A 25,134-nucleotide genomic window follows, 5' to 3' on the forward strand; every position below is an offset into this window, starting at 1 on the left:
CACCGACAGTGAACAGGGCGGTGTCCGGAGCCACGTGCTCCGGGCACCGCCCTGTCGTCTGTCCGGGACCGTCCCGAACGGGCGCCGCACACACGGTCCGCAGTCCCGGATGGACGATCGACACCGATCGGACGACCCCGGACGGGATGTCTTGTCACGCAGCCGACACGCCGTCCGGTGACGCTCCACTCGTCGGGCGGGCTTGTGGACGCGCCGGGCGGCGAACGGCCCGCCGGGCGCTCCGACACGCCCGCACGGGGGCGTGCGACGACACGCCAGAGCAAAGTTGTCCACAGCTGTGAACATGCCTGTGACCAGGAAAGACTGCCCGATCCTGTGCGCTGTCCCCAAGTTGTCCCCAGCACGGTCCCGGGACGGGCGGCATCCGTGCACAGTTCATCCCCAGATCGATCACCAGGGCGGTTCGCCAGGCGCCGTCCGGCCGACCTACTGTCGTCGTACCGGGACGCGAGCGCCGTGTCCCGCGGGCCGCGTCCGTCGCGGCCCGTCGGGCACCGGGCCGGCCGGTAGATCACCGACGACGGTCGCGGGTGGGCAGGACGCACCACTCGCGCGTCGAACGTGCGTTCGGTACTGTGTCCACCGGGGGTGACGCTGCGTATGGCTCTGACGGACGATCGTCCCGGCAACAAGCCCCGTGCGGTCCGTGACGGCGAGAAGGCCTCCGGACCGGGCGAGGGTGCGACGTTCGACCGTCAGCCCCCGCAGGACCTCACGGCCGAGCAGTCCGTGCTCGGCGGGATGCTGCTGAGCAAGGACGCGATCGCCGACGTCGTGGAGGTGCTGCAGCCGGAGGACTTCTACCGGCCCGCCCACCAGACCGTCTACGAGACGATCCTGGACCTCTACAGCCGCGGCGAACCCGCCGACGCGGTCACCGTCTCGGCGGAGCTGCAGCGGCGCGGTGAGCTCGTCCGCCTCGGCGGCGCGCCCTACCTGCACACCCTGATCGCGACCGTGCCGACGGCGGCGAACGCGGCGTACTACGCCGAGATCGTGGGCGAGAAGGCGGTCCTGCGACGGCTGGTCGAGGCCGGCACCCGGATCGTGCAGCTGGGCTACCACGGCGCCGACGGCGGCGACGTCGACGACGCGGTGGACCGCGCCCAGGCCGCGGTCTACGAGGTCACCGAGCGCACCACCACCGAGGACTACACGGTGCTGGAGGAGCTCCTCCAGCCCACGATGGACGAGATCGACGCGATCGCCTCCCGGGGCGGCCAGTCCACGGGTGTGCCGACCGGCTTCGCCGACCTCGACCAGGTCACCAACGGTCTGCACCCGGGCCAGATGGTCGTCGTCGCGGCTCGGCCGGGTCTGGGCAAGTCGACCCTGGGGCTGGACTTCGCCCGCTCCTGCTCCATCAAGAACGGCATGACCAGCGCGTTCTTCTCGCTGGAGATGAGCAAGTCCGAGATCGTCATGCGTCTGCTGTCCGCGGAGGCCCGGATCCGGCTGGCCGACATGCGCGCCGGCCGGATGTCGGACGAGGACTGGACGCGGATGGCGCGGCGGATGTCGGAGATCTCCGAGGCGCCCCTCTACATCGACGACTCGCCGAACCTGACGCTGATGGAGATCCGGGCCAAGGCGCGCCGGATGAAGCAGCGCTACGACCTGAAGCTGATCATCCTGGACTACCTGCAGCTGATGACCTCGGGCCGCAAGGTCGAGTCCCGTCAGCAGGAGGTCTCGGAGTTCTCCCGGCAGATCAAGCTGCTGGCCAAGGAGCTCGAGGTCCCGGTGGTGGCGATGAGCCAGCTGAACCGTGGTCCCGAGCAGCGCACCGACAAGCGGCCGATGCTGTCCGACCTGCGTGAGTCCGGCTCGATCGAGCAGGACGCGGACATGGTGGTGCTGCTGCACCGCCCCGACGCGTTCGAGCAGGACGACCCGCGCGCCGGTGAGGCCGACCTGATCCTGGCCAAGCACCGTAACGGCCCGACCACGACGATCACCGTCGCCCACCAGCTGCACTACAGCCGGTTCTCCGACCTCGCCCACGGCTGAGGCGGCCGGTCGCGCGCCACGGCCACGCCGTCCGTCCGGTGCGACACCGGTCGCTGGATGGCCACCGTCCGGGGCGGCACCGCGCGGTGCGGGGGTGGCGGGTCAGGCGGTTCCGGGGTGCGCCTGCGGTCCGGTGGTGGCCGCGACGGCCAGGGCGAGGCCGGCCACGAGGATCCCCGCGACGACGACCGGCACGCTCACCAGCACGGCACCGAGCAGCAGCACGACCAGCGCGGTCCCCAGCAGCATCGTCGGGAACGGGCCGGAGCCGTGCACGGTGCGCCGGTCGCGGGCGAAGCCGGCGAGCAGTCGTCCACCGTGGCGGGCCGGGGCGCGCAGTGCGGTGTTCAGCGCGGAGAACCGGCGGACCAGTCGCGGGTCGGTCAGCCGCAGCTGCACCTCGATCTCGTGCAGTCGACGGTTCTCGCGCTCGCTCAGCACCTCGGCAACCCCTCGTGTCCACGTCCCGGCAGACACGGTCGTGCCGCCGTCCGGCGCGGGGCGTCGTCGATCCGGCCTGGTGACGACGTTACGTGACCGATTCGTGATCTCGCCGACCGGGCCGACCGGCTCACATGCGCCCGTCCTCACACCGGGGACGGCGCCCGGGGTCACCAGAGGGAGACGCGGTCCCGGCGGGGGCCCGCGGGAGCCCCGAGGCGGGCGGTCAGCGCGGCCCAGGAGCGTGCCGTGCCCGGTGTCCGGGCCGGCCGGGGGCGGAGCCAGCGGACCGCCAGGTCCGGGTCGTCCGGGTCGACGTCGAAGCGTTCCCGGCGCGGGAGCCGGGTGGCGCTGCGCAGCTCGACGACGGTCCCGCTCGCGACGGACTGGACGCCGTAGAGGCAGCCCGGCGGGACGAGCAGTCGCTGCGGGCCCTCGAGCAGCGCGACGGCGAGCCGGCCGAAGGTGTCGGCGTCCGGCCGGGCGTCGATGACGACGGCGTAGCCGCTGCCGCGGGGGACGCCGAGCAGCACCGCGTCGCCGGGATGGCCGAACAGGCCGAGCACGGCGTCGCGGGCCGGGCGGCGCCGTCGTCGCACGGTGAAGGCGGTGAGGTCCGGGCCGGATGTGTCGGCGACGGTCGGATCGAGCAGCAGCGCGCCGGGCACCACGGTTCGTACGACGTCCACTCGACCTCCCTCGGGTCCGGTCACCGCGTGCGACGGGAGCGCGGTGGGCTGCGGTTGGGGTACCGGAGACGACAACGAGCGGACCCGGTCCCGGTGACGCTGCGCGAGTCCACGTTGCTCTGATCGGGTTCACAGCGGGCTTTCAGCCCCCGTATCTACTATCGGGCCTAGTACTGATGCGACGAGGGGTGGCGCATGACCGACGACCCGACGCCGGGTACCCGGTGCCGTGCCTGTGGCGGTGCCGCGGGCACGGTCGTGCTCGACCTGGGCGAGCAGCCGCCGTGGGACCGGATGCCCGCGCGGGACGCCCCGCTGCCCGACCCGGCGGCCCCGCTGCGCATGTGGCTGTGCGCCGGCTGCGGTCTCGCCCAGCTGCAGACCGATGCCGCGGTCGCCGAGGAGCTGCACGGCGTCGAACCGCGGGCGATGACCGAACAGAGCGACCGCTCGGTCGGCCAGCTCGCCCGCGCCGGGCTGGTCCGCCCGGGCGGCCGGGTCGCGGAGTTCGGCAGCCCGCACGGCGGCTCGTGGCTCCCGCGGCTGACCGGGCGCGGCATGGCGGCGCTCGATGCGGACGCGGTGTCCGCGGCCGGGCGGGCCGACCTCGTCGTCGACTTCTACGGGCTGCTGCACGAGCCCGACCAGGCCGATGCGCTCGCCCGGCGGGTCGCGCTGCTCGCCCCCGGCGGCACGCTCGCGCTCCAGCTGCTGTCGCTGGGCACCGTGCTGCGTGACGACCAGTGGTTCGACCTGCGCCACGGCCACTACGGCTACTGGTCGCTGCCCGCCCTGGACGCCGCACTGCGCCGGCACGGCCTGGGCGTGCATCGGGCGTGGTGGTACCCGCTGTCCGGTGGGACCGTGCTGGTCACCGCCCGGGCCGGCGCCGAGCCCGACGCCGGGACCCGCCGCCTCGTCGACGAGGAACGCGCCCTCGCCGTCACCGAGCCGTCCGGGTTCGCCCGGCTGCAGGCGGCCGCCGACGACACCCACCTGCTGCTCGACTGGCTGGTCGCCGAGCGGGCGGCCGGACGCACCGTCGCCGCCTACGGCGCGGCGTCCCGCGCGGTGCCGCTGGTGTGCCGCGCCGGGCTGGACGCGTCGCTGCTGGCCGCCGTCGGGGACGCCTCGCCGGCCAAGCAGGGACACCGCATGCCGGGCAGCGACGTGCCCGTCGTGTCCCCCGACGAGCTCGCCGGCCTGCACCCGGACCGTGTCCTGCTGTTCCTGCCCGAACTCCTCGACGAGGTCCGCGCCGCGCTGCCCCAGGTGGAGGCCTCGGGTGGTCGCTGGGTGGTGCTCGGCCCGGGACCGCGTGCGGTGGAGCCCGTGTCCGCACTGTCCGGCTGCTGATCCGACGGCCCACCGACCGGGGGAGCATGGGGGGTTGCGGTTACCCTCGGATCCGGGAGGCAACATGCGTGGTCGACTCGGCGAGCTCGAGGCCGCCGTGATGGACGTGCTGTGGGGCGACGCGGGACCGTGCCGGGTGCGCGACGTCCGCGCCCGCCTGGCCCCGGCCCGTCCGCTGGCGTACACGACCGTCATGACGGTGCTCGACAACCTGCACCGCAAGGGCTGGGTGCAGCGGGAGCTGGACGGTCGCGCCTACCTCTACACGCCGGCCGCGAGCCGCGAGGAGGAGACCGCGCGCGCCCTGCGCGACCTGCTCGACGGCCCCGGCGACACCGAGGCCGTGCTCCTGCACTTCGCGCGCTCGGTGTCCGAGCGCGAGTCCGCCGTGCTGCTCGCCGCCCTCTCGGGCCCCGATCGCGGCTGACGCCGCCGCCCGGGCCACCGTGGTCGGGGGAGCGCCGACCCGGAGGCGGTCAGGCCGCCCGGTCGCGGTGCGACCGGGACCGCAGCCATGCCGGACGGCGGCTCGCCGGGGCGGGGACGTCGCCGTCGCGCTCGGCGGTGCGGGTGATGTTGCGGACCATCCCGCCGAAGACGATCCCGTGGAACGGCGCGACCGACCACCAGTACAGGTAGCCGGGGAGGCCGTGCGGGATGAACACCGCCCGCTGGTGGTAGGTCGACCCGCCCGGACGCGGGCGCACCGACATCTCCAGCCAGGCCCGGCCGGGCACCTTCATCTCCGCGCGCAGCCGCAGCAGCCCCTCCCCGGGGTCGCGGTCGCTGCCGGCCGGGCGGGCCCCGCCGGGCTCGACCATCCGCTCCACCCGCCACCAGTCCAGCGCGTCGCCGGTGCGCAGGTCGTGCGGGTCGCGACGGCCGCGGGAGAGCCCGACGCCGCCGACCGCGCGGTCCATCCAGCCGCGCACCGACCAGGCCAGCGGGAACGAGTACCAGCCGCGCTCCCCGCCGATGCCCTCGACGACCGTCCACAGCCGTTCCGGGGTGGCGGCGCAGGCCTGCTCGCGCTCGTCGAGGTAGACGTCGCCACCGGCCCACTCCGGGTCGCTGGGCAGCGGGTCGGACGGCACGTTCGCCACCGTCGCGCCCGACCAGCGGGTCTCGACCTCGCCGTCGGTGATGCGGGACAGGGCCAGCTCGACGGCGCGGTCGTAGCCGATCAGCCCGCCCGGCGGGTCGGGGATGCGGGCCTTGATGTCGTCCTCGGAGCAGACGACCTCGTGGACCAGGGACTCGATCAGCGGCTTCGCGATCGACTTCGGGACGGGCGTGACGACGTTGATCCAGTGCGCGGACAACGACGGCGACAGCACCGGCACCGGCAGCACCCGGCGCCGGGACAGGCCGGCGACGCGGGCGTAGCGCTGCATCATCTCGTAGTAGGTGAGGACCTCGGGGCCGCCGATGTCGAAGGTCCGGTTCAGCTCGGCGGCCGGCGCGTCGATCTCCGCGACCCGGATCAGGTAGCGCAGCACGTCGCGCACCGCGATCGGCTGGATCCGGTTGTGCACCCAGCGCGGGGTGACCATCAGCGGGAGCCGCTGGGTCAGGTAGCGCAGCATCTCGAAGCTGGCCGAGCCGGAGCCGAGGATCACCGCGGCCTGCAGCACGACCGTCGGTACCCCGGAGCGCAGCAGGGTCTCGCCCACCTCCACCCGCGACGCCAGGTGGGCCGAGAGCTTCCCGGCCCCGGTGTCCGGGTGCAGACCACCCAGGTAGACGATCCGCTTCACGCCGGCCGCGCGCGCCGCCTCCCCGAGTATCAGCGCGGCCCGCCGGTCGGTGGCGGCGAAGTCGGAGTCCGACAGCGAGTGCACGAGGAAGTAGACGACGTCGACGTCCTCGCAGGCCGCGCGGACGCTGTCCGGGTCCAGCAGGTCGCCCTGCACGATCTCGGCGTCGGCGGCCCACGGCACGTCGGCGAGCTTGTCCGGGTTGCGGACCAGGCAGCGCACGTGGACCGGGCCCGTGGACGGGTCCGGGACGAGGTCGGGCTCCGGACCGTGGCCCAGCAGCCGGGGCGCGAGCCGCCCACCGATGTAGCCGGTCGCACCCGTCACGAGATAACGCACGGCGCGATCGTCCCACCGCAGGCACTGCGCGGCAGGGCGTGCGCTCAGCCCGGCAGGGCGGGCGGCGGGTTCGCCTCGCGCGGGCGCAGCGGGTCCACCGCCCGCGGCGCGACCTCGCGCGACGCGACCAGGGACCGCACCGCGGCGGTCAGTACGGCCAGCAGCGGGACGGCGAGCAGCGCGCCGGCGATCCCGGCGACGACCACCCCGACCGCGACGCCGAGCGCGACCGCCAGCGGGTGCAGCCGGACGGCCCGGCCCATCAGCACCGGCTGGAGCACGTGGCTCTCCAGCTGCTGCACCGCCAGCACGACACCGAGCACGATCAGCGCGGTCACCGGTCCCTCGGTGGCCAGCGCGACCAGCACCGCGACGGCGCCGGTCAGCACCGCCCCGATGATCGGCACGAACGCACCGAGGAACACCAGCGCGGCCAGCGGCAGCACGAACGGCACACCCGTCGCCCACAGGCCCAGGCCGATCCCGATGGCGTCGACGATCGCGACCAGCACCGTCGCCCGTACGTAGCCGACGAGCGAGGCGAACGCCCGGCGGGCGGCGACGTCGACCCGCGAGCGCCGGGCCCGCGGGGCGAGCAGCCGGACGAACCCCCAGATGCGGCGGCCGTCGTGGAGCATGAAGATCAACGCGAAGAGGCAGAGCGCGAACCCGGCGAGGATCTCCCCGACGGTCGCGGCGGTCGTCACCGCGCCGGAGGTCAGCGTCTGCTGGTTGTCGCGCACCGCCTGCAGCACCTGGTCGCCGAGCACGCCGACGTCGATCCGGAACGGCGTCGCGTCGGCGAGCCCCTGCAGCGAGCCGACGTTGTCGGTGACCTCCGCCACCACCTGGGACGTGCCGTCGACCAGGGTGCTGACGACGGCGGTCAGCAGCCCCCCGAGCGCGGCCAGACCACCGACCATCACCAGCGCCGTCGCGATGCCGCGGGGCACCCGCCGCTCGTGCAGCCACCGGACCAGCGGGGCGAGCAGTGCGGACAGCAGTACCGCGATCGCCACCGGGACGACCACGACCCGCAGCTCGATCACGAGGAAGACGAGCAGCGCGAATCCGGCGGCGATGACGAGCATCCGGGCACAGGCCTCGGAGGCGATCCGCAGCGGGCGCGGGATCTCCGCCCGCGGTGACGGGCGGGGGCGCGCCCCGGCGGCCCGCGCCGCGGGGTCCGCGACGTGCGGCCCGGTCCGCTCGCCGGCGCCGCGATGGTGGTCGGTGGTGTCGTCGAGGAGGGGCTCGGTGTCGTCGTGCGGGGCGGGGGTGGCCCGGTGGGCGCCGGCCCCGGGATCGGCGGGCCGCGGGGCGACCACACGTGCGTGCCCGGCGCCGGAGTCCTCGTCCGCGGCGTGCGCCGGTTCCGCGTGGTGCCCGTCCGCGGACGCGCGCCCGCGAAGGGCAGGGTCGTCGTCGTGCCGTGGGCGCGGGATGCCGCTCCCGGCAGGAGCGGCGGACCGCCCGGTCCGCTCCGTCATGGGACGACGGTAGGGCGGATCGGCCGGGGTGGCGCGGTGCACGCAACGGTGACGGCCCGGCCCCCGAGCACTGCACCCCGGACGGCCCAGCGCCGGAACGGACGGAGCAGTGCTGACAGCCATTCGTGACTTTCCGTCGAACTACACCCGTGTAGTCGACACTCCGTGGGCCGCACCGGCACGAAGGAGTGGCGATGTGGTGACGCACCGCCGCATGGTGGTCGCGACGTGCCGGATCGTGGTCACCTGGGCCGAGGCGAGGACCCGTCGCCGAGGGCTTCCGACGGGCCGGACTCCGAACCGACGTCACCGACTGCTCCAGGAGGAGGCCGGGTGAACACGCTCCGTAGACAACACGGAGAGTCCTGGACCGGTCACGCCACTCGTACGAGGGGACCTCGCAACCAGAACTGTCACCCCCGTTTCCCCTCTCGTGTGTCACCCGTTGACCGGGTGAGTGGGCCGAACGGCGGTACCGGGTGTACGCGATACGGACCAGGCCGTGGGTCCCCACATGTCAGGCGAGCAGGAGGTACGGCGGGTGTACGAGTTCGACAGCGCTGCGGGTGGCCTCGAGTCGTCGATCCGGGCGCGACGCGCCGCGCAGGAGAGCTGGCCGTTCCCCGGCCGGCACGAGTCGCACGACGAGATCCAGGAGGAGACCCCGATCTTCCACGCCCTCACCGTCGGGGGCTGGCGGGACGGCCGGCGGAGCGGGAGCGCCGGCAACGCCGTGCGCCGCGTCCACCGCGGCACCGTCCGCACGACCCGCCGCGGTGGCGCGGTCCGGCCGACCGGGGACACGGTCGCCGCGTTCCACGCCGAGGTCGCACCGGTCCCGGCGCAGCCGCTCGGCCACGCGCCGCAGGAGCAGGACGACGGCGCCTGGAACACACCGGGCGACGCCGCCATGGTGATGCTGCGCCGTCGTCGCGACGCCGAGCGCGCCGCGGACCGGGCCGCGATCGCCGATCTGCTGGGCGGTGCCGGGCGGCACCGGCTGACCCGCACGGCCTGAGCGGCGTCCGAGCGACCGGACGGGTATCCGGCCCGGTCGCTCCGCCGGCACGGGCGGCGCGGTACGGCCGTTCGGCACCCTTTCGGGACCGGATCGGTACGCGAGGCAACCACGACACCCCCGGAGCGTCCCGGGGAGTAACCGCACGCCACAGGCGTACGGCCGCACGGCAGGACCGGTGGGGACCGGGAGCGCCGAGGATGCACCAGAACATCCCGCGGACACACCTTGGGACCGCGGGATGAGGTGACGACCGGCTGGGGAGCTGGGTCGTCAGCACGCAAGGCGAGGGCCGGGGCGATGGTCGGAGGGAGCCGACCACCGCACCCGGCCCTCGCGCGTGCGGAGGCCACCGGCGTGGCGCGCGCGACACCGGTGACGCCGTCGGCGCCGACCGGAGCCGTGGGGAGCGCGGTTCCGGGCAGGGCGACGGGGCCGAGTGCGGGACATCCTCGTCCCGGACTCGCGTGGCGACATGATCGCCACGGAGTGTGACCGTATCGGGCGGCCGTCCGGGTCACAAGAGGGCATTCGCTGCATGTTTCGCCGTCCCGTCCGGCACACCCGCCACCACGTTCACCGCCGTCCCACCGGACGGCCGTACGACGCGCCGCGACGCGTACTCGAATCGTTCCGCACGGTGACCCTCGGCGTTCTACCCTGCGAGGGATGAGCACCGATCCCGCCGCGACCGGCCCCCGGCGCACCGACCGCCCGCTCGACGAGGCCGGCGTCGTGACGGCCGTGCGACGGGCCGCGGAACGGGGCGCCACCGTCCGCCCCACCGGTGCCGGCGGCCGCGCCCCGGGACCCCTCGTCCGGACCGATGACGTACTACTCGACGTGTCCGCGCTGACCGGCGTCGTCGAGATCGGCGAGGACACCGTGCGGGTGCGGGCCGGGGAGACCGTCGCGGACCTCTGCGTCGCCCTCGCCGCCGCCGGCCGGGCGCTGGCCACCGTGCCCGACGCGCCCCGCGCCACCATCGGCGGCGCCACCGGGCTGGGCATGTACGGCGGCGCCCCCGCGGAGGGCTCGCTGTCCGGCCAGGTCCGGGCCGTCCGGTTGGTCGACGGCCGAGGCACGGTCCGCGACGTCACCGGACCCGACCTCGACGCCGCCCGCTGCGGGCTCGGCGCACTGGGCATCGCGACCGCGCTGGAGCTCCGCACCGTCCCGCTCACGCGGCTGCAGGTGCACGAGCGCGCCGTCGGCATCGACGAGGTGCTCGGCGAGGACCTGCTCGGCGAGCACGCCTGGACCGAGTGCGACATCGCGGTCAGCCCGTCGGCGCACGCCGGGTCCGCGGTGCTGCGCTGGGCCGAGCCGGGGCCCGAGGCGACCGGTCCGGTCGAGCGCGCCGGCTGGGGGCAGGCGGTGTCGCGGCTGGCGTCGTCGTGGTGGTCCTCCGGGGTGGGGCTGCGGTCCGGGTGGCCGCCGCCGCAGCGCTGGGCGCCCGGCACGGCCGGGCCGCCGCACGAGGTACTGCCGGACCCGCAGCCGTGGGACCCGGACCTGTCCGAGTGGGCTGTGCCGCGTGCCGCGCTCGGGACGGTCCTGCGCGAGCTGGGGGCCGCCGTCGCCGCGCGGGGGCGGGAGCTGCGTCCCGTGCGGGTGCGCACCGGACGGGCCGAGACCGGTCTGCTGCACCCGGCGTCCGGTCGGGACACCGCCTACCTGCGGCTGCGGACCCGCGGACCGGCGGAGGAGCCGGTCCGCCGGCTCGCGGGCGCGGTCTGCGAGGACGCCGACGGGCGGCCTTGCTGGACCACCCGGCACGCCTGGGGGCCGGACGAGCTCGCCGTCGCCTACCCGGGGTGGGAGGCGTTCCGCGCCGTCCGCGATCGGTTCGACCCCGACCGCCGCTTCACCGACCCGCACCTCGCGGCCGTACTCGGCCGCTGACGGGCGCGGGACCGCTCAGACCTGCCCGCGCAGCCGCGCCGAGATCGACCGCACCGCGGCGAGTGACGCCCGGCGGTCGGCCCGGGTCGGCTCACCGGCGTCGATGACCTGCTCGCCGCCCACCCACACGTCGTGGACCAGGCGGGAGCCGCCTGCCCACACCAGGTTCGACACGAGCTGCGCGTCGTCCGACGGCGCGACGAACGCGGAGTCGTCGGTGTCGACGTGCACCACGTCCGCCCGCCGCCCGGCCTCCAGCGCGCCGAGGTCGTCGCGGCCGATAGCGTGCGCGGCGTCCGCGGTGCCCATGAGCAGCACGTCGGCGGCGGTGAGGGCGGCGGCGTCGTCGGCCCCGACCCGTGCCATCAGCCCGGCGAGCCGCGCCTGGTGCCAGAGGTCCAGGTCGTCGCAGGAGGCGGGACCGTCGGTGCCCAGACCCACCCGGACCCCGGCCCGGCGCAGGTCCAGCAGCCGGGCGGTGCCCGCCGCGAGCTTCGCGTTCGAGCCGGGACAGTGCGCGACGGCGACGCCGTGCCGGGCGTAGACGGCGATGTCGTCGTCGGACAGGTGGACCGAGTGCGCGGCCAGCACCCGCCCGCCGAGCGCGCCGCCCGCGTCGAGCATCGCCGGGACGGAGCCGTGGGCCTCGCGCACGTGGGCGTCCTCGCCGCGGGACTCCGCGACGTGGGTGTGCACCAGCGCGCCGCGCTCGCGGGCGGCCGCGGCGACCGACTCCAGCGCACCCGACGGCAGCGTGTAGGCCGAGTGCGGGCCGTAGCCCAGCTCGATCCGGCCGTCGTCGTCGGGGACCAGGCCATGGGCGTCGATCCGGGCGGAGACGTCGTCGCGCATCTGCTCCCAGGTCCCGAGCCGGTCCCAGCCGGGCGCGGCGATGATCCCCGGGGTGAGCACGGCCCGCGAGCCCGCGGTGCGGACGGCGTCGGCCAGGGCGTCGGTGAAGAAGTACATCTCGACGCTGGTGGTGCAGCCGGTCCGCAGCAGGTCCAGGCAGCCCGCGAGCATCCCGGCGTGGACGTCCTGTTCGGTCAGCAGGCCCTCCGCGGGCCACATGACCTCGGTCAGCCACGGCATCAGCGGCAGGTCGCCGCCCATCCCGCGCAGCAGCGACATGGGGGTGTGGCAGTGCGTGTTGACCATGCCGGGCATGAGCAGCCCGGGCAGCGGCCGCACCACGGCGTCGGTCGCCGGCGCGTCGGAGGCCGTGCCGAAGAACGCGATCCGGCCGGTGTCGTCGACGTCGAGGACCGCGTCACGCACGACCGGGAAGCCGGGCGTGCAGGGCAGCGCGACCGGGGCGGTGAGCCGCTGGAGGACCGCCATGTCAGCGGCGGTCGAGCAGCGAGCGCAGCGACCGGAACGGCGGCAGCCAGGCGCCCTCGTCGGGCAGGGTCTCCAGCGAGACGCGCGGCAGCGGCTCGCGGAACACGCCGTCGATGTCCTCGAGGTCGAGGAACGACAGCGTCTCCGAGGCCAGCGCGAACCCGGCGTACTCGCGGAAGCCGATCACCGTGACGTCGGTTCCGACCTCGATGAGCTTCTCCAGCGGCTCCCGGAACGCCCGCCCGTCCCCCGAGGCGACGACGACGTGGCGCAGCCTGCCCTCGGCCGAGCGCATGCCGATGTGGGCGAGCATGTCGTCGTCGACGTCGGAGTCCTCGCTGGTCTTCGGCTTGGCGAAGACGGCGAAACCCACGTTGCGCAGGGCCTCGACCCAGGGCCGGACGATATCGATGCTGCCCGGGGCGACGTTGGTGAACACACACGCCTCGGCCTCGGCCTCGGGGCCGGCGAGGTCGAGCAGCCAGCGGCCGACGGCGTCGAACCGCGGACGGTAGGCCGAGGTGGGGCGGGCGCCGAGCAGCGAACCGAGGCTCATGTCCATGTTGGGCGCGTCCCACACCAGCAGCACGCGCTCCTGCGGGCCCGTCGGAACGCCGCGTCCGTGTTGCCCCGTCCCGCTGCTCATGCCGGGGAGCCTAGCCGCCGTCGCCCCGCCCGCCCGGCCCGGCGCCCACGCGGGTGAGACTGTCCCCATGGAGAACCCACCGACCGGGCCGGAGCAGCTCGCCACCCGGACCGCCGAGATCATGCGCGACGGCGACCGGGCGAGCCGTGCGGCGGGGGTCGACGTCGTCGCGGTCACCCCCGGACGGGCGACGGCGACCATGACCGTCCGTCCCGACCAGGTCAACGGGCACGGGGTCTGCCACGGCGGCTACCTGTTCCTGTTCGCCGACACCGCGATGGCCTACGCCAGCAACTCCCACGGCGTCTCCGCCCTGGCCAGCGGCGCGGACATCGCGTTCCTGCGCCCGGCGCACGAGGGCGACGTCCTCACCGCCGAGGCGGTCGAGCGGGCCGCGAGCGGCCGGTCCGGGCTCTACGACGTCACCGTCCGCGCCGACGACGGGACGGTCGTCGCCGAGTTCCGGGGCCGCACCCGGCAGGTGCCGGGCCTGAGCCCGGTCACCGCCCGGCCCTGAACGGCCCTCAGCCCTGGTCGTCGCGGGGCCGCAGCCCGTGCGGCTCCAGGAACGCCGGCCGCAGATCCGGGTCGGGCTCGTCGTAGTAGCGGTGGAAGACCGGGGTCTGCGAGCCCGACATCGGCGGCACGATCCAGCTCCAGTCGGCCGGGCAGCGCCGTCCCGCGGCCTCCTCCTTCGCCAGGAAGGTCATGAACCGCTCGGCCTCGCTGTGGTGGTCGGCCATGGTGACGCCGTCGGCGTCGAAGGAGTAGGTGACCGCGCGGACCAGCTCGACCATCGCCCGGTCCCGCCACATCGTGCGCACCGACCGGGTGTCGAGCCCGAGCCGTTTCGCGATCTCGGGCAGCAGGTCGTAGCGGTCGGTGTCGGCGAGGTTGCGGGCGCCGACCTCGGTGTCGAGGTACCAGCCGTTGAACGGGGCGGCCGGGTACACGACCCCGCCGATCTCCAGCGGCATGTTGCTGATGGCGGGCACCGAGTGCCAGCGCAGCCCGAGCCGGGCGAACCAGGGGTGCTCGGGGTGGCGCAGCGGGACCTCGTGCACGGCGTCCGGCGGGACGTCGAACAGCCGGGACCGCCCGTCCGGGCCGGTGATCAGCAGCGGCAGCACGTCGAACCGGCCCGCCGGCTGCGGTCGCGGCCACCCCATCCCGACGACGTGGTCGGTGAAGTCGGCCTGCCCCGGGTCGCCGGTGACGGTGCCGTCGGGGTTGCGGTGCCCGGCGTAGCGGACGAGCTGGTCGTTACGGATCCGCGGGCCGGGACGCCCCGGGGCGTCCGGCGCGAACACCGTCATCGTCGAACGGATCTTCCCGCCGCGGGTGGCGGCGCGCAGGTGCCCGACGCTCTCCTGCGCGATGTCGGCCGGGTCGTTCAGGTGGCGCAGGTCGCGGACCTGCAGCGACTGCCAGTACAGGCGCCCGATGCAGCGCGCGGAGTTCCGCCAGGCCACCCGGGTGCCGAAGACCAGCTCGTGCGTGGTGTGGGTGTAGGTGCCGACCCGGTCGATCTCGGCGCGGACCTGGCGCAGCCGCTCCGGCAGCGGGACGCCCGGCTCGGTCTCGGCGTACACCTGGCGCAGGAACTCCTCGGCCACGGCCGGGTCGACGGGGGCGGGGTCCCGCTCGTCGGCGACGCCGGGGGGCGGCGGGTGTCCGCCGGAGCGTCCGTGCCCGGTGACCGGGCAGCCACCGGTGGCCTCTGCCGGGGGCGCGGTGCGGCTCCCGGCCGACGGCGCGCCACGGCCCTCCACCGGCCGTGCGGTGCGGTTCTCCGCCGGGGGCGCGACGCGGACGACCGCGGTCGCGGCGCCCGGGCCGTCGACCCGGTTGAGGACGTGCTCGCGGCTCCCCGCGGCCGGGCGCTGCGATCCCGGGGCCGGGGTGGTTCCGGAGCCGGGGGTGGTTCCGGGGGCCTGGGCCGTTCCCGGGACCGGGGTCGCGACGGTCATGCGCTCCGGCAGTGGCGTCGCGACCGTGGCCTGCTCGGCCGGGGCCTGCGGGTCCCGCAGCGGCCCGGACCCGCCCGGCCCCTGCTCCCGCGGCTGCCCCTGTTCCCGCGACGGGCCCTGCTCCCGTGGCGGAGCCTGCCGCACCCGCGACCGGTCGACGACGGTCGTCGTCTCCACCCCGGGCCGCGCCACGGCGGTGGTGGCCTGCACGGGGCCCTCGACCGGACCGACCAGCGGGACCATCGACACCGACCGGCCGGACCGCTCCGCGCCGGACTCCCCGGACACCGGGCCGGGCCCCTGACCCGGACCCGACGGGGCGCCCGGCGGCGGGCCCGTCATCGGGCGGGGCGTCGGGCTCGGCCGGAAGCCGGGCGGTCGGTCGACCGGCCGCTTCGGTGCCGCGGGGGCGGGGTGCGAGTTCTTGCCGTGCTCCACCGTCGTCACGGGCGTCCTTCGGGGGTCACTCGGGTGGGGATCCGGATCGGGGGTGCTCCCGACCGTAGTCGGTCACTCTCCGTGTGTCACCGGTGCCGGGGGCGTGGTCGGCGACGTACAGCAGGTCACGAACCGGTCGTCCCTCCAGCCGGGCCCGGTCCTCGAACTTGGTGACCGGACGCCACGACGGACGGTCCTGCCAGCCGTCCGGACGGAGCGGGAAGTGGTCGTCCGGGCGCAGCGACGGCTCCGCGGAGACCACCCGGCGCATCTGCTCGGCGTAGTGCGGCCAGTCGGTGGCCAGGTGGAGCAGCCCGCCCGGGCGCAGCCGTGACGCCGCCAGAGCGGCGAACTCCGGCTGGATCAACCGGCGCTTGTGGTGGCGCCGCTTGGGCCACGGGTCGGGGAAGAAGATGCGCAGCCCGTCCAGCGACGCGGGCGGGACGACCCGGCTCAGGAGCTCGACGGCGTCGCCGCGCAACAGCCGCTGGTTGGTCAGGCCGCCCTGCTCGATCCGCATGAGCAGCTGGGCCAGGCCGGGCTCGAAGACCTCGACGGCCACGTGGTCGATCCCCGGCTCGGCCGTCGCGAGCGACGCCGTCGTCTCGCCCATGCCGGACCCGATCTCCAGCACGAGCGGCGCGGTCCGGCCGAACATCGCCGCCGGGTCCCAGACCCCTGCCGCCACGACGTCGTCGACCTCGGAACCCCACGTCGACCACAGCCGGTCCCAGGCGGACTGCTGGCCCTCGGAGAGCCGGACACGCTGGTGGACGTAGGAGCGGATCCGGGTGTCGTGCGGGTGCGGGGTCTCCGGGGCGGTGGCCCGGTCAGGCACCGGTGTTCCGGCCCGCGGGCAGCCGCACGTGGGCGGTCGCGCCGGGCAGCCGGCCGCGGACGTAGCCGGCGGCGGTGACGCCGAAGCAGGCGACGATCGCGGCGGCGGACGCGGCGTTGCGCTCCTTCGCCTCGCGGATCACGCCCGCGGGCAGCACCTTCATCGTGTAGCTGCTCTCGGTGGACAGCGAGTCCCCGGTCCCGACGACCTTGGACACGGCGGCCTTGGAGATGCCCTCGGCCCAGCCGCGGCGCAGCAGGTAGCGCCAGGAGACGCGGTCGTCGGACACCCGGTGGTCGACGGCGGCGCGCGGCTCGAACAGGATGCGCGGGTTCCGGCCGTCGGCGACGTAGGCCTGCCGGGCCCGGATGCAGAGCTCGGTCTCCTCGCAGCCCAGCGGGTTCTTGCCGATCCGGCCCATGTCCTCGGCGAACCCGCCGACGCGGGTGAACACCTCGGCGCGCAGGGACATGTTGCAGCCCATGAGGTTGCGCATCTCGGCACGCTCGGTGGGCTGGCCGGTGTAGGTGCAGCCGACGACCCAGTCGAGCTCACCGGTGGCGTTCGGGTCCCCGGGAGCGGCACCGGGCAGCGTCCGCGGACGCCCGTCGGGCCACTTCGGGTGCGCGACCCCGCCGACGCCGATGACGTCCGGGTCCTCGTACGGGGCGAGGAGCGCGTGCAGCCAGCCGGGGCGGGCCGCGGCGTCGTCGTCGAGGAAGACGACGACCTCACCGGAGGCCAGCTCGACCGCGGTGTTGCGGGCGCCGGACAGGCCCTGCTTCTTGTCGTTCGCGACGACGACCACCCCGAGCGGCCCGAACTCGCGTTCGGCCCGCTCGCGCAGGCGTTCGTTATGGTCGACGACGACGATCGTCTCCAGCGGGGTCACGTCCTGGTCGAGGACCGAGTCGACGGCGGCCTTGATGTCGAACCAGCGCTTCTCGGTGTAGACGCAGACGACCACGGTGGCGGTCGGCAGGGCGCTCACGTGCAATCGCTCCTCATGGGGCTGCGGACCGGCGGGGGCGGCCGGTGGGAGCAGCGTCAGCGGGCGTAGCCGGACGCCTTGCGGCGCTGCTCCATGCGACGGTGCTCGGCCATCAGGGTACGCAGCACGCGCGTGCCGTCGGCGAAGGTCCGCAGGTTGGTCTCGCCGAACATGCGCTCGCGCTCGACCGACGGCACCTCGGTGATCGTCAGGTCGGCGGCCGCGACGCGGCAGTTGAGCACGGTCTCGATCTCGAAACCGTCGCCCCAGAGCATCGAGCCGTCCTCGGGCTGCGGCGCGGCCGGGTCCGGGAGCTCGAGCTGCGGGAGCAGGTCGGCCCAGAAGGCGTTGTAGCCGTAGCAGAGGTCGGAGTACCGCGTGCCGAACAGCCGGTTCGCGACGGTGTTCAGGCCGGCGTTGCCGGACTTGCGCAGCAGCGTGATGTCGTCCGAGCCGCCGCCCTTGCAGAACCGGCTGCCCTTGGCGAAGTCGGCGCCCTTGACCAGCGCGTTCACGAAGGCCGGGATCTCGTTCGGGTCGGCCGAGCCGTCGGCGTCGAACATGACGATGACGTCACCGGTCGCGGCGGTGAAGCCGCAGGCCATCGCGTTGCCCTTGCCCTTGCGGGTCTGGGTGATGACGCGCGCCCAGGGCAGCGTGCGCCGCGCGACGGCGACCGTGTTGTCGGTCGAGTTGCCGTCGACCACGATGACCTCGTGCACGGCCGGGCGCACCGCGGCGATGGCCGGCAGCACGATCTCGAGGTTCCGGGCCTCGTTGCGGGTCGGCACGATGACCGAGACCGCCGGGTTCGCGCTACGGCGCGGAGCCGGGCGGGGCCGCGGGCGACGGAAGCCCTCGGGTCCCTCCGGCTGCGGCGCCAGCGGAGCGCGCCCGCCGGGTCGGGCAGGGCTCGCCGGGAACGGCGACTGTCCGGCACCGGCACCGTTCTGACGCCCGGGGCGCGCAGGAGCGCTGGCCTCGGGCGTGACGGTCGGGCGGGCGGGCGTAACGGCGCTCACACTTCCTCCATACAGGTCCGCTTACTCGTCCAACGACGCGATCACGGTCCGGTTGCGGTTCTGGTGTCGGGCGTCTTCGGTATTGCCCGATCAGTGGACGTCCCTGGAGCCCGTGGGGTTGCCCCGGTCGGTTGATTCGTCCGTGTCCACGCTGCGGTTCAGCCTTGCCCATGAGAAAGGACGACGATCACCCGGGTCCGCTGCGCAGTCCTACGGATCCACCCGGGAGCGGTCCCTCCGAGACTGTCCGGCATGGACCGGGAACCGCTGTCGGGCAGCATCGGACCGCCGCTGCGCACCGCGCTCGACCAGGCCCGCGCCGATCTTCTGGCGACGTTGTCGGTGCAGGTCGACGGCCTGACGGCGGACGCGGCCCGGCGCGCGGGGCGGGCCGGCGACGTCCGGTGGTGGACGGCCGCGCTCGACGGCCCCGCCCGCACCCTCGACGACACCTGGGCGCGCCGCAGCGGACCGGTCCTGCGCCGCCGTGCGGCCGCAGCCGCACTGCGGCATCACGGCGCGCGCGTGACGCATGTCACTCACGTTCCGTCACCGTCGTGTTGCGGGGCTCTCGTCGCCGCGGCGGGCCGGGTGCTCGCCGTCGCACCGGGCCGGGAACGCGGGGCGTGGTCGGTGTCGGTCCTGTCCGGATCGGCGGTGTGGGTGGCGTCGGTCCTCGCGGCCGGCGCCCGGGTGCTCCCGGCCGGGGGTCCCGGGGTGCTGCCCGCTCTCGCGGGGCTCGTCCTGCTGGTGGGTGCGCTCGTCGCGGCCCGGGTGCGGGTGGCCCGCTCCGCCCGGGACCGTGCGCTGGCCCGGCGGGTGCGCGACGCGGTGCTGCTCGCCGCGGACCACGAGCTGCTGCGCCGGATCTCCGACGCCGACCGCGGGCTGCCGGAGGCGTCCCGTGCGTGCTGAGCCGCCGGTACCGGCCGGGAGCACGGCCCTGGCGGGTGCGGTGGTCGCCGCGGCGCTGCCCGTCCCCTGGTGGGTGCGGGTGCCGCGGGCCCGCTCCGGCGTCGTGGGGTCGGTCCCGGTGTCCGGGCCCGCCGCCCGCGACGCCGACGGCGACGGCGTGGCGGAGACGCTCGTCGTCGACACGGGACGGGGTCCGGAGTTCTGGACCGACCTCGACGGCGACGGTCTCGCCGACGCGGTGACCGGCCTGCCCGGAGGCCCCGGTTGAGCCCTGGGTCAGTCCTCCGGCTGGTCGGCGGGGGTGCGGCCCTCGCTGTCGGTGTTCGCGCCGCGCCGGAACCGGCCGACGCCGCGGCGCTGCTCGGCGATGGAGCGGTCGATGTCCGCGGACACCTTCTGCTGGCGGCGCCGCTCGCGGATGCGCAGCAGCACGAGCATCGAGACGCCATAGGCGATCCCGACGATCAGCAGCACGGCTCCGATCTTGAACACGATCTGCTGCACGCCGGTGATGCTCTCGATGTCGATCACCGAGATCATGCCGAGGACGCCGAGGGTCAGCAGGTGGAACAGCACCACCAGCAGCCGGTTGATGGAGTGCGACGTCTCCGTGTTCTGGAAGACGTCCTCCAGGAACGGCTGTCCGGTGCGCAGCAGGATCTGGCCCACGACGACCGTGATCGCCACTCCGACCACGACCAGTGCGAGATAGCCGCCGGTTCCCTCCACAGTGGGCCCCTCCCCGTGCGTGTGCAGGGTTGGAGACTACCCCGCGCGACCGGTTCGACGCGCTCTGCGCGCGATGTGTTCATCCGTTTCAGGAACGGGCGGCGAGCAGCTCCCGCAGTGTGTCGAGCAGCTCGTCGGTCGACACCCCGCCGGTGAGCGGTGCGCCGGTCAGGGTGCGCAGGTAGAGGCCGTCCCCGACGAGCTGCACCAGCCAGGCCACGACCGGGTCGTGGATCTCCTCGCCGAGCGCGGCGAGCCCGTCGGCGTCGACGTCGGCCAGCGCGCTCCGTGCGGCCTCCCCGGAGGTGGTGCCGTCGGCGATGCGCAGGGTGGCGAGGTAGGTGCGGGTCAGCCCGACCGGCGAGGTGTTGCCCGGCATCGAGGTGCGCAGATAGTAGGCCACGGTGCCCGCCGTGTCCGAGCGCATGAGCTCGGCGTCCCGGGCGCTGCGTTCGCGCAGCCGCTCCAGCAGGCCGCCGACCAGCGACTCCTTGGAGTTGAAGTGGTAGAGCAGCCCGCCCTTGGACACCTCGGCCGCCGCCGCCACCGCGTCGAGGGTGGCGCCACCGGGCCCCTGCTCGATCAGCAGCGTCTCGTACGCGTCGAGGACCCGGTCGCGGGCCGAGCCCGGTCCCCGTGTCCCCGCGTTCCGTCGTTCGGAGTGGGACGCCATGGGCGAAGCCTAGTGCCCGTGCCCCGCCTCACAGCCCCGGCCGGGAATGGACTGTACCGTCTGGACGGTATAAAGATGTACCGTCCGGACGGTAAAGCTGCGTCCGGATCCGGGCACCACGGGACGACGAGCACGAGGGAGAACGGCGATGGCACGGCCGGAGGTCGGCGCAGGGGGCGCGGCGATGGACACGGGCGGGCCGGACGTGGCGCCGCGGCCCGGGCCGCGCGCCTGGCTCGCGCTCGCGGTGCTCGCCATCCCCACGCTGCTGGTATCGATCGACAACACGGTGCTCGGCGTGGCGCTGCCGGAGCTCTCGGCCGCGCTCCGCCCGGACGCGGCGACGCTGCTGTGGGTCGTCGACGTCTACCCGTTGGTGCTCGCCGGGCTGCTGGTCACCATGGGCACCCTCGGCGACCGGATCGGCCGCCGCAGGTTGCTGATGATCGGTGTCGCCGGTTTCGGTGCGGTCTCGCTGCTCGCCGCGTTCGCCACCTCGGCCGCCCAGCTCGTCGCGGCGCGCGCCCTGCTCGGCGTGTTCGGCGCGATGCTGATGCCCTCCACGCTGGCGCTGCTGCGGTCGGTGTTCCTCGACCGGACCCACCGCAGACTCGCGCTGGCGATCTGGGCGACCGGGTTCGCCGCGGGCGCGGCGCTCGGCCCGATCGTCGGCGGGCTGCTGCTCGAGCACTTCTGGTGGGGCTCGATCTTCGTGATGAGCGTGCCGCCGATGGCGCTGCTGCTCGTCGTCGCGCCGCTGGTGGTGCCCGAGTCGCGGGAGACCGAGCCGGGCCGGCTCGACCTGGTCGGCGTGGTGCTGTCGCTGCTGACGATGGGACCGCTGGTCCTGGCCCTCAAGCTGGCCGGGTCCGCGGGCGGGGTGACCCCCGCCGTCGTCGCGTCGGTGCTGGTGGGTGTCGGCTCCGGGGCCGCGTTCGTCACCCACTACCGGCGACGCGTGCGGCGCGGCCTGGACCCGCTGATCGACCTGGAGCTGTTCGCCCGCCCCGTGCTCCGGCACAGCGCGCTGGCCAACGCCACCACCATGTTCGGGCTCACCGGGCTGCTGTTCTTCTCCGCCCAGTACCTCCAGCTGGTCGTCGGGTACTCGCCGCTGCAGGCGGGCCTGCTCCTGCTGCCGGGCTTCGTGGTGACGGTCGTGGCCGGGCTCGCCGCCGCGCGGCTGGCCCGCCGGTTCGCGCTGCACCAGCTCGTCGCGACCGGGCTCGCGCTCGTCCTGACCGGCTACGTGGTCTGCCTGTTCCTGCAGGTGGACTCGGCCGTCGTGCTGCTGATGACGGCCGCGGTGCTGATCGGCGCGGGGATCGGGCTGTCCGAGACCGTCACCAACGACGCGATCCTCGCCGCCGCCCCGCCGGAGAAGGCCGGCGCCGCGGCCGCGGTCTCCGAGACCGCCTACGAGGTCGGTGCGGTGCTCGGCACCGCGCTGGTCGGCGGGGTGCTGTCCGCGGTGTACCGGGCGGGTGTCGTGCTCCCCTACGGGACGCCGTCCTCGGCCGGAGAGACCCTCGGCGGGGCTGCGGACGTCGCGACGACGATGCCCGCCGACACCGCGGCGGCCCTGCTGGCCTCCGCGCGGGAGGCGTTCGTGCACGGGGTGGACGTCGCGTCCGGGGTGGCGGCGGTCGCCGTCGCGGTGGTGCTGGTGACGGCCGGGCTCGGCCTGCGCCGCGCGCACCGGGACGTCCTGGCGGCCGGTGCCTCCGCGGTGGACTCCGACGCCGGACACGCGGTCGCCCGCCGCTGACCGCTTGTCGCGGGGTGTGAGCGCCGGGTGACCACCCGTGACGGTCACGGGTGACCGTCCGGCCGCCCGGACGGGTGGTTCCGGCGACGCGCGGCCCCGTCGGACGCTCGTTCGGCGGATCCGGTGTGCCCCGGCTGGTTCACTACGGCTCGTCCGCGGCGACCGGTGCCGGTCGCCGGTGCCGACTCCACACGGGAGACAGCCGTGCCGTACGAGGTGGTCAGCGCCTACACCCTGGTGCTCGGGGAGCACCCCGGTGATTCCGTGGACGGCGCCGGGAATCCCGGCGCCGAGGACCACGACGTCGTCCCGGGCCGCCCGGAGGTCTCGGTCCACACCACCGCCGAGGACGCCTGGCGCGCGCTCGACGCCGGCGTCCGTGAGCGCTGCGGGATGCGGCCCCGGCCGCGCCGGCGGATCGACCCGGACGCCGTCGTCCGGCTCGCCGACGCCTGGCGGGCCGGCGACCCCGGCACGCGCTACTGGCAGGTGACCGCGCACCGTCTCCCGATCATGGTTCCGGAGCTCGCGCGCGCCGTCGCCGCGGTGCGCTGACCGCTTCCGTTCCTGAAAACCCTAAGTGGGTTCCGAGAATGCGTTGAAACGGTCGCTTCCGGCCTGCGGGTGAATTTCCACGGCGCTTCTCCCGGAATGTGCCCGCCGATGTCACAGATCGTCCCCGAATCGGTCACCGGGAACAGGTTGCGTTCGTGTGACATGCCTGTCACCTGGGCGGACATCGCCGTCGTCCGTCGGCTACTGGATCGATTTACATGATCGGTGCTGTGCCTGACCTCTCAACTCCACCCATGGGTGGCGCACTATTTCGCAGGTAGCCTCGGAATCCACCTTTTCCCGTCTGGGCCCGTCACCGACTCCGGTCGCGGGCCCGTCGTAGTTCCCCCGGTGACGGGCCGGGGCCGGCGAGGAGAACAGGACGACATGACTGCAGCGACCGTTCCGGGCACCGACAAGGCACCGACCACCAACCAGGGCGTCGCGGCCTGGGTCCAGGAGATCGCCGAGCTGACCGCCCCGGACCGCGTCGTGTGGTGCGACGGTTCGGACGAGGAGTGGACCCGGCTCACCGACCAGCTGGTCGAGCAGGGCACCATCGTGCGGCTCGACCCGGAGAAGAAGCCGAACTCCTTCTACGCCGCGTCCGACGCCGGCGACGTCGCCCGCGTCGAGGAGCGGACCTTCATCTGTACCGAGACCGAGCGCGGTGCCGGGCCGACCAACAACTGGGTCGCGCCCGCCGAGATGAAGCGGACGATGACCGAGCTGTACCGCGGCAGCATGAAGGGCCGGACCCTCTACGTGGTCCCGTTCTGCATGGGCCCGACCGACGCCGAGGACCCGAAGCTGGGCGTCGAGATCACCGACTCCGAGTACGTCGTGATCTCCATGAAGATCATGACCCGGATGGGCGCGCACATCCTGCCGCTGCTCGACGAGGCCGGTGACCGCTGGGTCAAGGCCCTGCACTCGATCGGTGCCCCCCTGGCCGAGGGTCAGGCGGACGTCCCGTGGCCGCACAACGAGGACAAGTACATCAGCCACTTCCCGGAGACCCGGGAGATCTGGAGCTACGGCTCCGGCTACGGCGGCAACGCCCTGCTGGGCAAGAAGTGCTACGCGCTGCGCATCGCCTCGGCCATGGCGCACGACGAGGGCTGGCTCGCCGAGCACATGCTGATCCTCAAGCTGATCAGCCCGGAGGAGAAGGCCTACTACGTCGCCGCCGCCTTCCCGAGCGCCTGCGGCAAGACCAACCTCGCGATGCTGCAGCCGACCGTGCCCGGCTGGCGCGCCGAGACCGTCGGCGACGACATCGCCTGGATGAAGTTCGGCGAGGACGGCCGGCTCTACGCCACCAACCCCGAGTTCGGGTTCTTCGGCGTCGCGCCGGGCACCAACTGGAAGACCAACCCGAACGCCATGCGCACCATCGAGGCCGGGAACGCGCTGTTCACCAACGTCGCGCTGACCGACGACGGCGACGTGTGGTGGGAGGACCTCGAGGGCGACCCCCAGCACCTGACGGACTGGAAGGGCAACGACTGGACGCCCGACTCGGGCGTCAAGGCCGCACACCCCAACTCCCGCTACACCGTGCCGATCGACCAGTGCCCGGTCGTCGCCCCGGAGTGGAACGACCCCAACGGCGTGCCGATCTCGGCGATCCTGTTCGGCGGCCGTCGCAAGACCACCGTCCCGCTGGTCACCGAGGCCCGCAGCTGGCAGCACGGCACCTTCATGGGCGCGACCATGTCCTCGGAGAAGACCGCGGCCGCGGCCGGCACCGTCGGTGAGGTCCGCCGCGACCCGATGGCGATGCTGCCGTTCCTCGGTTACAACGTCGGCGACTACTTCGCCCACTGGGTCGCCACCGGCAAGGGCGCGGACGCGGACAAGCTGCCGAAGATCTTCTACGTCAACTGGTTCCGCCGCGGCGAGGACGGCCGCTTCCTGTGGCCCGGTTTCGGTGAGAACAGCCGCGTCCTGAAGTGGTGCATCGAGCGCCTGGAGGGCAAGGCCGCCGCCGTCGACACCCCCATCGGGTTCGTGCCGACCGCCGACCAGCTCGACCTCGACGGCGTCGACGCCGAGCGCTCCGACGTCGAGGCCTCGCTGGCCGTCGACGTCGAGGAGTGGAAGGCCGAGATCCCGCTGATCGAGGAGTGGTTCGCCACGATCGGCGAGGACAACCTCCCGACCTCGATCCGCGACGAGTTCGAGGCCCTGAAGCAGCGCCTCGGCGCCTGACCCACCGC

The 25,134-nt window shown here is 74.3% G+C and carries 23 protein-coding genes; 11 read left to right on the top strand and 12 right to left on the bottom strand.

Going from position 1 to position 25,134, the window contains the following annotated elements:
• Nucleotides 1–621: 621 nt before the first annotated feature.
• Nucleotides 622–2,031, top strand: a complete 1,410-nt coding sequence (gene dnaB / locus DMP15_RS02920) for a replicative DNA helicase (RefSeq protein ID WP_062403954.1) — start codon at nucleotides 622–624, stop codon at nucleotides 2,029–2,031.
• 102 nt (nucleotides 2,032–2,133) lie between these two features.
• On the opposite strand, the gene DMP15_RS02925 is transcribed toward dnaB, so the two are convergent.
• Both DMP15_RS02925 and DMP15_RS02930 read right to left on the bottom strand, forming a co-directional pair.
• Nucleotides 2,134–2,472 carry a DUF3040 domain-containing protein gene (locus DMP15_RS02925; protein ID WP_073576117.1) on the bottom strand — a complete coding sequence of 113 codons (339 nt, stop codon included), beginning with the start codon at nucleotides 2,470–2,472 and terminating at the stop codon, nucleotides 2,134–2,136.
• Between the two features lie 170 nt (nucleotides 2,473–2,642).
• Nucleotides 2,643–3,161 (bottom strand): dTDP-4-dehydrorhamnose 3,5-epimerase family protein, encoded by a 519-nt coding sequence (locus DMP15_RS02930; protein WP_073576116.1) that lies wholly within the window; start codon nucleotides 3,159–3,161, stop codon nucleotides 2,643–2,645.
• Nucleotides 3,162–3,356: 195 nt separating this feature from the next.
• Here DMP15_RS02930 and DMP15_RS02935 point away from each other — a divergent pair, with 195 nt between their 5' ends.
• A complete protein-coding gene (locus tag DMP15_RS02935) occupies nucleotides 3,357–4,517 on the top strand; it encodes a class I SAM-dependent methyltransferase (protein ID WP_337825421.1) in 1,161 nt (386 codons plus the stop codon).
• Between the two features lie 64 nt (nucleotides 4,518–4,581).
• Nucleotides 4,582–4,944 (top strand): BlaI/MecI/CopY family transcriptional regulator, encoded by a 363-nt coding sequence (locus DMP15_RS02940; protein WP_062398947.1) that lies wholly within the window; start codon nucleotides 4,582–4,584, stop codon nucleotides 4,942–4,944.
• A 49-nt stretch (nucleotides 4,945–4,993) separates the two neighbouring features.
• Here the strand turns inward: DMP15_RS02940 and DMP15_RS02945 are convergent, their stop codons facing one another.
• Together DMP15_RS02945 and DMP15_RS02950 are read right to left on the bottom strand one after the other, a co-directional pair.
• Nucleotides 4,994–6,613, bottom strand: coding sequence for an SDR family oxidoreductase (locus DMP15_RS02945; RefSeq protein ID WP_073576114.1), 1,620 nt, complete (start codon nucleotides 6,611–6,613; stop codon nucleotides 4,994–4,996).
• 44 nt (nucleotides 6,614–6,657) lie between these two features.
• On the bottom strand, nucleotides 6,658–8,103 hold the full coding sequence (locus tag DMP15_RS02950; RefSeq protein ID WP_083658712.1) for an AI-2E family transporter: 1,446 nt from the start codon (nucleotides 8,101–8,103) through the stop codon (nucleotides 6,658–6,660).
• A 541-nt stretch (nucleotides 8,104–8,644) separates the two neighbouring features.
• Here DMP15_RS02950 and DMP15_RS02955 point away from each other — a divergent pair.
• Nucleotides 8,645–9,121, top strand: coding sequence for a hypothetical protein (locus tag DMP15_RS02955; RefSeq protein WP_073576113.1), 477 nt, complete (start codon nucleotides 8,645–8,647; stop codon nucleotides 9,119–9,121).
• A gap of 669 nt (nucleotides 9,122–9,790) precedes the next feature.
• Nucleotides 9,791–11,026 carry a D-arabinono-1,4-lactone oxidase gene (locus DMP15_RS02960; RefSeq protein ID WP_073576112.1) on the top strand — a complete coding sequence of 412 codons (1,236 nt, stop codon included), beginning with the start codon at nucleotides 9,791–9,793 and terminating at the stop codon, nucleotides 11,024–11,026.
• A gap of 15 nt (nucleotides 11,027–11,041) precedes the next feature.
• Here DMP15_RS02960 and DMP15_RS02965 read toward each other — a convergent pair whose 3' ends face one another.
• Complete coding sequence (locus tag DMP15_RS02965; protein WP_337825422.1) at nucleotides 11,042–12,367, bottom strand: amidohydrolase family protein; 1,326 nt, start codon at nucleotides 12,365–12,367, stop codon at nucleotides 11,042–11,044.
• 1 nt (nucleotide 12,368) lies between these two features.
• A complete protein-coding gene (locus DMP15_RS02970) occupies nucleotides 12,369–13,013 on the bottom strand; it encodes an NYN domain-containing protein (protein ID WP_073576110.1) in 645 nt (214 codons plus the stop codon).
• Between the two features lie 67 nt (nucleotides 13,014–13,080).
• On the opposite strand from DMP15_RS02970, the gene paaI reads away from it, so the two are divergent.
• Entirely contained in the window at nucleotides 13,081–13,530 is a 450-nt protein-coding gene (gene paaI, locus DMP15_RS02975; RefSeq protein ID WP_073576109.1) for a hydroxyphenylacetyl-CoA thioesterase PaaI, read from the top strand.
• 7 nt (nucleotides 13,531–13,537) lie between these two features.
• Here paaI and DMP15_RS02980 read toward each other — a convergent pair whose 3' ends face one another.
• From DMP15_RS02980 to DMP15_RS02995, 4 genes are all read right to left on the bottom strand, one after another.
• A complete protein-coding gene (locus DMP15_RS02980) occupies nucleotides 13,538–14,629 on the bottom strand; it encodes a nitric oxide synthase oxygenase (RefSeq protein WP_301549258.1) in 1,092 nt (363 codons plus the stop codon).
• 817 nt (nucleotides 14,630–15,446) lie between these two features.
• Complete coding sequence (trmB, locus tag DMP15_RS02985) at nucleotides 15,447–16,259, bottom strand: tRNA (guanosine(46)-N7)-methyltransferase TrmB (protein ID WP_073576108.1); 813 nt, start codon at nucleotides 16,257–16,259, stop codon at nucleotides 15,447–15,449.
• The gene (locus DMP15_RS02990) at nucleotides 16,252–17,250 is read right to left on the bottom strand and encodes a glycosyltransferase family 2 protein (protein WP_202417942.1); all 999 of its coding nucleotides are present in this window, start codon (nucleotides 17,248–17,250) and stop codon (nucleotides 16,252–16,254) included. Before DMP15_RS02990 ends, trmB begins: the two co-directional genes overlap by 8 nt.
• A 56-nt stretch (nucleotides 17,251–17,306) precedes the next feature.
• Nucleotides 17,307–18,134 (bottom strand): glycosyltransferase family 2 protein, encoded by an 828-nt coding sequence (locus DMP15_RS02995; protein WP_235975560.1) that lies wholly within the window; start codon nucleotides 18,132–18,134, stop codon nucleotides 17,307–17,309.
• 390 nt (nucleotides 18,135–18,524) lie between these two features.
• On the opposite strand from DMP15_RS02995, the gene DMP15_RS03000 reads away from it, so the two are divergent.
• Together DMP15_RS03000 and DMP15_RS03005 are read left to right on the top strand one after the other, a co-directional pair.
• Entirely contained in the window at nucleotides 18,525–19,187 is a 663-nt protein-coding gene (locus tag DMP15_RS03000) for a hypothetical protein (RefSeq protein ID WP_073576106.1), read from the top strand.
• Entirely contained in the window at nucleotides 19,177–19,455 is a 279-nt protein-coding gene (locus DMP15_RS03005) for a DUF6802 family protein (RefSeq protein WP_073576105.1), read from the top strand. The genes DMP15_RS03000 and DMP15_RS03005 overlap by 11 nt, the downstream gene beginning before the upstream one ends.
• An 8-nt stretch (nucleotides 19,456–19,463) precedes the next feature.
• Here DMP15_RS03005 and DMP15_RS03010 read toward each other — a convergent pair whose 3' ends face one another.
• Nucleotides 19,464–19,916 carry a hypothetical protein gene (locus tag DMP15_RS03010; protein ID WP_073576104.1) on the bottom strand — a complete coding sequence of 151 codons (453 nt, stop codon included), beginning with the start codon at nucleotides 19,914–19,916 and terminating at the stop codon, nucleotides 19,464–19,466.
• Between the two features lie 88 nt (nucleotides 19,917–20,004).
• Nucleotides 20,005–20,589: a TetR/AcrR family transcriptional regulator gene (locus tag DMP15_RS03015; protein WP_073576103.1), complete on the bottom strand. Its 585-nt coding sequence runs from the start codon at nucleotides 20,587–20,589 to the stop codon at nucleotides 20,005–20,007.
• Between the two features lie 148 nt (nucleotides 20,590–20,737).
• Here DMP15_RS03015 and DMP15_RS03020 point away from each other — a divergent pair, with 148 nt between their 5' ends.
• From DMP15_RS03020 to DMP15_RS03030, 3 genes are all read left to right on the top strand, one after another.
• Nucleotides 20,738–22,357, top strand: a complete 1,620-nt coding sequence (locus DMP15_RS03020; RefSeq protein ID WP_083658710.1) for an MFS transporter — start codon at nucleotides 20,738–20,740, stop codon at nucleotides 22,355–22,357.
• 204 nt (nucleotides 22,358–22,561) lie between these two features.
• On the top strand, nucleotides 22,562–22,912 hold the full coding sequence (locus DMP15_RS03025; protein ID WP_073576155.1) for a hypothetical protein: 351 nt from the start codon (nucleotides 22,562–22,564) through the stop codon (nucleotides 22,910–22,912).
• Nucleotides 22,913–23,299: 387 nt separating this feature from the next.
• Complete coding sequence (locus tag DMP15_RS03030) at nucleotides 23,300–25,126, top strand: phosphoenolpyruvate carboxykinase (GTP) (RefSeq protein ID WP_062398923.1); 1,827 nt, start codon at nucleotides 23,300–23,302, stop codon at nucleotides 25,124–25,126.
• Nucleotides 25,127–25,134: the final 8 nt, after the last annotated feature.

Source organism: Pseudonocardia sp. UM4_GMWB1 (assembly GCF_017312155.1).
GTDB classification, from domain to species: Bacteria; Actinomycetota; Actinomycetes; order Mycobacteriales; family Pseudonocardiaceae; genus Pseudonocardia; species Pseudonocardia alni.